We start from the raw sequence: 7,615 nt of genomic DNA on the forward strand, positions 1-7,615 counted from the left end.
TCCTCGGGGCGCTCGACGGGTTGGGCGGCCTTGCGGCGCTCCTCGGCTTCCTGCAAGGCGCGTAGGGCTGCGGGCGGAAGCACTTTTCGGCCATCGGAATGATTGTCGTTGTCGCTGTCCATGAAAATCGGCATCCTTCCGGGATATTGAAGAAGTGCGGGTGGTTTCCCATCATATAGGAGCGTGACGACGCTGTGGAAAGCGCTGATTCACGTGAAACATGTCCTTGACAACAAGGATCGATAGAGGGGCCGATGGGGCCTGACAGGAGCCGAAAACGCATGAACATCGTTCGCACAGCCATGCTGCTCGCCGTCATGACGGCGCTTTTCATGGGCGTGGGCCTGCTCATCGGCGGCAAGGGCGGCATGATGATCGCACTCGTCGTCGCGATCGGCATGAACGTCTTCTCCTATTGGAATTCCGACCGGATGGTGCTGTCCATGTATGGCGCCAAGGAGGTCGATGAGCGCACGGCACCCGAATATTACGGTATCGTACGCGATCTTGCGGCCCGTGCAGGCCTGCCCATGCCGCGTGTCTTCGTTATGAACAGCGACCAGCCCAACGCCTTCGCGACCGGCCGCAACCCGGAAAATTCCGCCGTGGCCGCCTCCACTGGCCTGCTGAAAGCGCTCTCCTACGAAGAGGTGGCGGGCGTTATGGCCCATGAACTGGCGCATATCCAGAACCGTGACACGCTGACCATGACGCTGACGGCGACGCTTGCCGGTGCGATTTCCATGCTCGCCAACTTCGCCATGTTCTTCGGCGGCAGCAACAACCGCGAGAACAACAATCCGCTCGGCTTCGTCGGTGTGCTGATTGCGATGATCGTCGCGCCCTTCGCCGCCATGCTGGTGCAGATGGCGATCAGCCGCACGCGCGAATATTCCGCCGATAAGCGAGGCGCGGAGATTTGCGGCAACCCGCTGTGGCTGGCGTCAGCTCTCGGCAAGATCGCGGTCGCGGCCGGTCGCGTTCCCAACAATGATGCCGAGCGCAATCCTGCAACGGCGCATATGTTCATCATCAACCCGCTTTCGGGCGAACGCATGGACAATCTGTTTTCGACCCATCCGAACACCGAGAACCGCATCGCGGCGCTTCAGGAAATGGCCCGCACCATGCAGGCCCGCTCGACGGAGCCGGTCCGGGCTGATACTGCCTCACGCAAATCGCGCTCCGTACCGACGACGGGCTGGGGACGCGGTAGTTCCGAACCGCCCAAAGGTCCCTGGTCTTGAACGACGACACGCGCAGAAACAAACCCTATCCGAAACGCCACGGCGGCCCCCGGCGGCCCGCGCCGGAAGCGGTGGCTGAAAGCCAGCCGGAAAAGCCGGGTCTTCGCGCCCGGCAGGCAGCGGCAAAAATTCTCGCGGCCGTGGTCGATCGCAGGACGTCGCTCGACGGCATGCTGGATCTGGAAAACGGCAACCCCGCATATCGCCAGCTGAACGATGCCGACCGGGCGCTGGTGCGCGCCATCCTCAACACGGCGCTGCGCCATCTCCCCCGCATCGAGGCCATTCTCGATACGCTCGTTGGCACGCCGCTGCCGGATGGTGCCCGCGCGCTGCATCATGTCCTGACCGTTGCCGCCGCGCAGATCCTTTATCTCGACGTGCCGGACCACTCGGCCGTCGATCTCGCGGTGGAGCAGGCGCAGCTCGACCCGCGCAATCGCCGTTTCGCCAGCCTCACCAATGCGGTGCTACGCCGGTTGTCACGCGAAAAGGCCACGCATCTCACCGCGACCCGGGCCATCCCGGTCATTCCCGACTGGTTCTATGACCGCCTCGCCGCCATCTACGGCCGGGAGCATACCGCCCGCATCGCCGAGGCGATGCTGGAGCCTTCCGCCATCGACCTGACGGTCAAGTCGGATGCCGAAGGCTGGGCCGCACGGCTCGGCGGTCTCGTCCTGCCGACGGGATCCGTCCGCCTTCCCGCCGCCTCTGGCGCAATTCCGGCGCTCGAAGGGTTCGAGGACGGTCAATGGTGGGTGCAGGATGCGGCGGCGAGCCTGCCGGCAAGGCTGTTCGGCGATCTCACGGGCAGGCGCGTCGCCGATCTGTGTGCCGCACCGGGCGGCAAGACGGCGCAGCTGCTGCTCGCCGGCGCCGAAGTCGTGGCGCTCGATCAATCCGGCAATCGCCTGAAGCGGCTCATCGGCAATCTCGAGCGTCTCGGTCTTTCGGCGGCGACGCAGGAGATCAACATGGCGGATTTTCGCACCGACGATCTCTTCGACGCCGTTCTGCTCGATGCGCCCTGCTCCTCGACCGGCACGATCCGCAAACATCCCGACGTGCTCTGGACCAAAGGCCCCGAGGATATCGAAAAGCTCGCGCGCTTGCAGGAGCGTCTGCTGCGCCATGCCCTGACGCTGGTCAAACCCGGCGGCGAGCTCGTCTTCTCCAATTGCTCGCTCGATCCGAACGAGGGCGAGGACATGGTTTCGCGCGTTCTCGCCGACAACCCGGACTGGCGAATCATCCCCGCCGATCCCGCCGACTGGCCGGGTCTGGAGGACGCGGTTTCACCGCGCGGCGAGCTTCGCACCACGCCAGCCATGCTGCCGGCCACGGGCGACTATGCCGGCGGATTGGATGGATTTTACGCGGTAAGGCTTCGGAAAGCCGGTTGAGCGCAAAATCATCCCAAAATATTGCCGAGGTCATCAACAGTCCATCAGCAGGCGATGAATTGACGATGCTCCTCTCCTCGGCCTACCTATAGGCTTGGAGGCATTCGTTAACCATGCAGCTTTCCGACCGGCAGCGGCTATCCTATCTGTATATGCGTGAGGGCTGGCGGCGCTTCTCGCGCAGGCTTGCCTTGGGCCGGATCAGCGCCATGCGTTTTTCCGGCGGCACGCCCGATCGACTGATCGTCGCGCCGACGGACCTGCATCCGGCCGATTCCTTTGCCGGCGAAGAAATCACCGCCGGCCGTTTCCCGCTCGCCGGCCGCAGCCTCGAATGCGAGGGCGAATCACCCTTTGCGCTCGAACTGCCGTCGGAGGAGTTCGCCGTCCGCCTGCATTGCTTCGGCTGGCTTCGCCATATGCGCCTCGTCGATCCGGAAAAGGCAGCGCACACCACCCGCTTCATCGTCGACGACTGGCTGCAAAGCCATGGCCGGGTGATCGGCGGGCTCGCGTGGCGGCCGGATGTCACGGCGCAGCGCATCATCGCCTGGCTCTCCCATTCGCCCGTCGTGCTGAAGGATGCCGATTATCCTTTCTACCGCCGTTTCCTGAAGAGCCTCGCCTTCCAGGTGCGCTACCTGCGCCATGTCGCCGATACGACGCGTGACGGTGAGCCGCGGCTGCGCGTGCGCATCGCACTTGCAATGGCCTCCATCGCCATGCCCTCCTCGCCGTCCAAGATGCGCAAGGCCGCGCGCCATCTCGACGAGGAGCTGGACCGGCAGATCCTGCCGGATGGCGGCCATTGCTCGCGCAATCCGCGCGCCGCGCTTGATCTGCTGCTTGACCTGCTGCCGCTGCGCCAGACCTATGTCAATCTCGGCCATGACATGCCGGCGCAGCTCATTCCCTGCATTGACCGCATCTATCCGGCGCTGCGCTTCTTCCGCCATCAGGGCGGCGAACTCGCGCTGTTCAACGGCGCGACCTATACGCTGGCGAACGAACTGATGTCCGCGCTGCGCTATGACGAGACCGGCGGCGCACCCTTCAAGGCCCTGCCCTCGATCAATTACGACCGGGTGGCGGTGAAGGACACCGTCGTGCTCATGGATACGGGCATGCCGAAATCCGTCGATCTCTCGTCGACGGCGGCGGCAGGCACGCTTTCCATCGAAATTTCCTCGGGAAAGAACCGCTTCATCGTCAATTCCGGCCGGCCGCGTTTTGCCGGCGAGGCGATGCGGCAGATGTCACGCATGACGGCCGCCCATTCGGTAGCGACACTGAACGACACCTCGTCCTCGCGCATTTCAAGCTCCCGCTTCCTCGGGCCGATCATCATCGGCGGCGTCAGCAAGGTGAATGTCGCGCGGATCGAGCGCGATTCCGGCGCCGATGGCGTGACGGCCAGCCATGACGGCTATCTCAAGCGCTTCGGCCTCCTCTATGAGCGCGATATCTTGGTTTCGGCGACGGGCGGCGAAATTCGCGGCCGCGAGCGCTTCTTCAAGATTGCCGCGCCGAATGCACCCATCGAGAAGGGCACGGCCATCGTGCGCTTCCATGTCCATCCGACGATCCAGCTCTACCGCGCCTCGGCCAACGAGACGCGGCTGGTGGCGCCGGATGGCGAGGCCTGGGCGCTGACCTGCCTGGATGTGCCCGTCGAGGAGGAAGAGGACGTCTTCTTCGCCGATCCCTCGGGCGTGCGCCCGTCCCGGCAGCTGACGCTGACCATGCCGCTTTCCGAGATGCCGGAAGTGCAATGGTCTCTCACCCGGCAGCGTTGAGTGTTCAGGCTTGAGAATTCAGCCTTTCAAGGTTTTCTCCCGCCCACGCCTGTGATAACGGGGCGCATGACCATCCGCCCCCTCCTCCCGGGGCCGCAGAACGGAGCGCCCCATGGCCGTTGTTTCCAAGAAAATCCCCGCCCCTGACCGCGTTGCCGTCCGCACCGCGCTTCTCTCCGTGTCCGACAAGACCGGTGTCGTCGAGCTTGCAAAGGCGCTGGCCGACAAGGGCGTTCGCCTGCTCTCGACGGGCGGCACGCACAAGGCGCTCAGCGATGCGGGCCTCGCCGTCACCGACGTTTCCGAGGTCACGGGTTTTCCCGAAATCATGGATGGCCGCGTGAAGACGCTGCACCCGTCGGTGCATGGCGGCCTGCTGGCGATCCGCGACGATGCCGAGCATGTCGAGGCGATGAAGGCGCACGGTATCGGCGCGATCGATCTGGCGGTCATCAATCTCTATCCGTTCGAAGAGGTTCGCGCCAAGGGCGGCGACTATCCGACGACGGTCGAGAATATCGATATCGGCGGCCCGGCGATGATCCGCGCCTCGGCCAAGAACCATGCCTATGTGGCCATCGTCACTGACCCCTCGGACTATCCGGCGCTGCTGGAGGAGCTGGCCGATGGTTCGACCTCCTATGCTTTCCGCCAGAGCCTCGCGGCAAAGGCCTATGCCCGCACGGCGGCCTATGACGCTGCGATTTCCAACTGGTTTGCCGAGGCGCTCGATATCGCCATGCCGCGTCACCGCGTGCTCGGCGGCGTGCTAAAGGAAGAGATGCGTTATGGCGAGAACCCGCACCAGAAGGCGGGCTTCTACGTGACGGGCGAGAACCGCCCCGGCGTGGCCACTGCGACGCTGCTGCAGGGCAAGCAGCTCTCCTACAACAACATCAACGATACGGACGCCGCCTTCGAGCTGGTCGCCGAGTTTTTACCGGAAAACGGCCCCGCCTGCGCGATCATCAAGCACGCCAATCCCTGCGGCGTGGCCACCGGCAAGACGCTGAAGGATGCTTACGCGCGGGCGCTCGCCTGTGACCCGGTTTCTGCCTTCGGTGGCATCATCGCGCTGAATTCGACGCTAGATGGCGAGACGGCGGAAGAAATCGTAAAACTGTTCACCGAAGTCATCATCGCGCCCGATGCCGACGAGAAGGCCCGCGCCATCATCGCCTCCAAGCCGAACCTGCGCCTGCTGGTGACGGGCGCCCTGCCCGATCCGCGCGTGCCCGGTCTTTCGGCAAAAACGGTCTCCGGTGGCCTGCTGGTTCAGAGCCGCGACGATGGCATGGTCGAGGACCTCGAGCTCAAGGTCGTCACCAAGCGCGCGCCGACGGCGCAGGAGCTTGTCGACATGAAGTTCGCCTTCAAGGTCGCCAAGCATGTGAAGTCGAATGCGGTCGTCTATGCCAAGGATGGCCAGACGGCCGGTATCGGTGCCGGCCAGATGAGCCGTGTCGATTCCGCCCGCATCGCCGGCCTGAAGGCCGAGGAAGCCGCCAAGGCCATGGGTCTGGCCGAACCGCTGACACGCGGCTCCGCCGTCGCCTCGGAAGCCTTCCTGCCCTTCGCTGATGGCCTGCTCTCGGCGATTGCCGCCGGTGCGACGGCGGTCATCCAGCCGGGTGGTTCGATGCGTGATGCCGAAGTCGTCGCCGCAGCGGATGAAGCGGGCGTCGCCATGGTCTTCACCGGCATGCGCCATTTCCGTCACTGATCCTTAGCCGGAGTCATCCCGAAATTCGAAACGCCCCGCTTGCGGGGCGTTTTGCGTTTCAGGCCTCGACCTCGGCGGCCGGATAGGGCGTACGCAATAACAACAGGAAGCCGACGACGAGGAAGACGATAAGCGCCATCATGCCCGCGCGGGCCGAGCCCGTCGCGGTGGTGATGAGCGCGACGGAGAGCGGCGCCAGGAAGGACGTGGCGCGGCCCGAGAGGGCGTAGAGGCCGAAATAGCGCCCGGCCTCGTCCGGATGGATGCTTCTTGCTAGATAAGAGCGCGCGGAGGCCTGCACGGGGCCGAAGGCGACGCCGATCAGCAGGCCGTAGAGGATATAGGCCTTTTCCGCTGCGGTGCCGAAGAGGCCGCCGGAATCCTCTGTCGGCAACGGGATCAGGCCGAACAGGGTAAAGCCGGGGCCGGTCGAGACGATGCCGACCGTCGCGATGGTCAGGCAGACGAGGCTCATGACGACGACGGTCTTGGAGCCCAGGCGTGTATCGAGCCGGCTGGCATAGAGGCAGCCACCGATGGCGACGACATTGAGGATGATGCCGTAGATGCCGAGTTCGAAGGTCTGCCAGGCGAACATGCCGGCGGCGAAGGTGCCGCCGAGCGCCAGCAGGCCGTTGACGCCGTCCTGATAGATCATGCGGGCGACCAGGAAGCGGAAGATGCCGGGCTTGTTGCGCAGGTCCTTCAGCGCCTCGGAGAGGTCGGCGAAGCCGGCGCGCACGGCCGCAACGATCGGCAGGCTCTTGCTCTGGTCCTGCGTGAAGAAGAACATCGGCAGGATGAAGACGAAATACCACAGCGCCGAGATCGGCCCCGTGATGCGGGCATCCTCGCCGGCGTTCGCATCAAGGCCGAAGAGTGGAGTGATGCCAATGGCGGTCTTGCCGGTTTCCGGATTGGCGGCGAGAAGTGCGACGACCGCGATCAACACGATCATGCCGCCGAGATAGCCGAGACCCCAGGCGATGTTGGAGATGCGGCCGGTATCTTCCGGACGCACGAGCCGCGGCATCATGGAATCGTTGAAGACGATGGAGAATTCAGCTGCCACCGTCGCCAGAACGATCAGCACCATGGCGTAGAGGAGGCCGCTGCCGGGCGCGGCATACCAGAGGGCTGCAAGCGACACGATCTTGACGGCCGCAAAGACCGCGATCCAGGGTTTTCGCGCGCCCGACGCGTCGGCAATCGAGCCCATGATGGGGGCGAGCAACGCAATCGCGATGCCGGAGAGGGTGAGCGTGTAGCTCCAGGCGGCCTGGCCGGCGGCGTGGTCCTGCGTGAGGCGCGAGACGAGATAGGGGCCGAAGATGAAGGTGGTGATGACGGTGAAGAACGGCTGTGCCGCCCAGTCGAACAGCATCCAGCCCGCAATCCCGAGCCGGCCCGTGCGTGGCTCCCGGCCTTCCGTGACAACCGTCA

The 7,615-nt window shown here is 64.6% G+C and carries 5 protein-coding genes; 4 read left to right on the forward strand and 1 reads right to left on the reverse strand.

Annotation, left to right across the window (positions count from 1 at the left end; translation table 11 throughout):
• Positions 1-281: 281 nt before the first annotated feature.
• The 4 genes from htpX (at position 282) to purH (ending at position 6,172) form a co-directional block, all read left to right on the forward strand.
• On the forward strand, positions 282-1,247 hold the full coding sequence (gene htpX, locus ACOZK4_RS01490; protein ID WP_421590016.1) for a zinc metalloprotease HtpX: 966 nt from the start codon (positions 282-284) through the stop codon (positions 1,245-1,247).
• A gap of 71 nt (positions 1,248-1,318) precedes the next feature.
• Complete coding sequence (locus ACOZK4_RS01495; protein WP_421590167.1) at positions 1,319-2,653, forward strand: RsmB/NOP family class I SAM-dependent RNA methyltransferase; 1,335 nt, start codon at positions 1,319-1,321, stop codon at positions 2,651-2,653.
• A gap of 113 nt (positions 2,654-2,766) precedes the next feature.
• A complete protein-coding gene (locus tag ACOZK4_RS01500; protein WP_421590017.1) occupies positions 2,767-4,449 on the forward strand; it encodes a heparinase II/III family protein in 1,683 nt (560 codons plus the stop codon).
• Between the two features lie 112 nt (positions 4,450-4,561).
• Positions 4,562-6,172, forward strand: a complete 1,611-nt coding sequence (gene purH / locus ACOZK4_RS01505) for a bifunctional phosphoribosylaminoimidazolecarboxamide formyltransferase/IMP cyclohydrolase (RefSeq protein WP_421590018.1) — start codon at positions 4,562-4,564, stop codon at positions 6,170-6,172.
• 58 nt (positions 6,173-6,230) lie between these two features.
• Here purH and ACOZK4_RS01510 read toward each other — a convergent pair.
• Positions 6,231-7,615, reverse strand: a 1,385-nt coding sequence (locus ACOZK4_RS01510; protein ID WP_421590019.1) for an MFS transporter, incomplete at its 5' end; no start/stop codon positions are given.

It is taken from the genome of Shinella sp. M27, assembly GCF_049199905.1.
GTDB lineage: Bacteria > Pseudomonadota > Alphaproteobacteria > Rhizobiales > Rhizobiaceae > Shinella.